General features: G+C 71.9%; 2 protein-coding genes. One reads left to right on the forward strand and one right to left on the reverse strand.

Annotated features, from left to right (window positions below; translation table 11 throughout):
- Positions 1 to 589, reverse strand: a 589-nt coding sequence (locus MKK88_RS17465) for an oxidoreductase (RefSeq protein ID WP_244001870.1), incomplete at its 3' end; no start/stop codon positions are given.
- Positions 590 to 681: 92 nt separating this feature from the next.
- Here MKK88_RS17465 and MKK88_RS17470 point away from each other — a divergent pair.
- Positions 682 to 1,602, forward strand: a complete 921-nt coding sequence (locus MKK88_RS17470; protein WP_244001872.1) for a LysR family transcriptional regulator — start codon at positions 682 to 684, stop codon at positions 1,600 to 1,602.
- The last annotated feature ends 126 nt before the right edge of the window (positions 1,603 to 1,728 follow it).

The raw sequence follows: 1,728 nt of genomic DNA on the forward strand, positions 1-1,728 counted from the left end.
CGTCGTCGCCCCGGTGCGCGAGGTTGTACTGGTTCTGCACGCAGACGATGTCGGTGATCCGCCGCCCCTCGGCGACCTGACCCGGCGTGGCGTTGCTCAGGCCGATCCGGCGGATCAGCCCCTGGCGCTGGAGATCCGCCAGCACGGTGAGCGGTGCCTCGATCGATCCTTCGGCCGGCCCGTGGACGTCGAACATCAGGCGCAGGTTGACCACGTCGAGGGTATCGACACCGAGGTTGCGCAGGTTGTCGTGGATGGCCTGGGTCAGCGCCGCGGACGAGAAGGCCGGGTTCCACGAGGCGTCGTCCCCCCGCTTGGCGCCGACCTTCGTGACGATCACGAGCCCATCCGGATAGGGGTGAAGCGCCTCGCGGATGATCTGGTTGGTGACGTGCGGCCCGTAGAAATCGCTGGTGTCGATGTGGTCGACGCCCGCCGCCACGGCCGCGCGCAGCACCGCCACCGCTCCGGCCCGGTCCTTCGGCGGCCCGAACACGCCGGGCCCGGCGAGCTGCATGGCCCCGTAGCCGAGCCGTTTCACGATCCGGTCGCCGAGCCGGTACGTGCCGGCCTGCGCAATATCCGTCATGGCGAATCTCCTGTTGGCGCTCCGGATGTAGACGGCACGGATTGCGCCGATAAGCCGTGACGATCGGCACGGGCCGTGCGCATTCTCGAACAATGACGCAGGATCTCGCCGACCTCACCGCCTTCGTGACCGTGGCGCGGGCGGGCGGTTTTCGCGACGGCGCCCGCGCCGGGGGCAGGAGCGCGTCGAGCCTCAGCGAGGCCGTGCGCCGGCTGGAGGCCGGCTTAGGGGTGCGCCTGCTGAACCGCACCACCCGCAGCGTCGCCCCCACGGAGGCGGGCGCACGCCTGCTCGAACGGCTCGGCCCGGCGCTCGCGGAGGTGGATGCCGCCCTCGACGTGGTGAACGGGTTTCGCGATCGGCCGGCTGGGACGCTGCGGCTGAACGTGCCGCTGAGCGCGGCCCGGCTGGTGCTGCCCGCACTCATCCCGCCCTTCCTCGCGGCCTACCCCGAGATCCGCCTGGAGGTGGTCGTTGAGGACGGGTTCGTGGACGTGCTGGCGGCGGGCTGCGACGCTGGCATCCGCTACGACGAGCGGCTGGAGCAGGACATGATCGCGGTGCCGATCGGCCCGCGGCGGCAGCGTTTCGCCACCGCGGCGGCCCCGGCCTATCTCGAACAGCGCGGGCGGCCGACCCATCCGCGCGATCTCCTCGCCCATGCCTGCCTGCTCGGCCGGTTCCCCAGCGGCGCCCTGACGGCGCCCTGGGAGTTCGAGCGCGACGGCACCATCGTCCGGGTGGACCCGAGCGGGCCGCTGATCGTGCGGGTCGGCGCCAGCGACCTCACGATCGAGGCCGCGATCGCCGGAACCGGGATCCTCCACCTGTTCGAGGACTGGCTGCAGCCGCACATCGACAGCGGCGCGCTGGAGCCGGTTCTCGAACCCTGGTGGCAGGTCTTTTCCGGCCCGTTCCTCTACTATCCGGGCCGGCGGCACTTGCCGGCGCCGCTGCGCGCCTTCGTGGATTTCGTCGGCGCGCAGGGCTCGCACGCTAGAACCGGAGGGTGAAGCTGCCCTTGACGGCCTGGTCCTGCGCCCGGGCGCCGGTCTGGCCGGTATAGGCCACGCCGAGGGTCGCGTTCGGCGCCACCGCCAGATCCAGGCCCACCTGCGCCACCAGCGCGTCCCGGTCGA

Origin of the sequence: Methylobacterium sp. E-005 (assembly GCF_022829725.1) — a bacterium.
Classification (GTDB): Bacteria; Pseudomonadota; Alphaproteobacteria; order Rhizobiales; family Beijerinckiaceae; genus Methylobacterium.

Bases quoted from the DNA above. Each gene is read 5' to 3' on its own strand.
- MKK88_RS17470 (WP_244001872.1), top strand. From the start codon at position 682: ATGACGCAGGATCTCGCCGACCTCACCGCCTTCGTGACCGTGGCGCGG.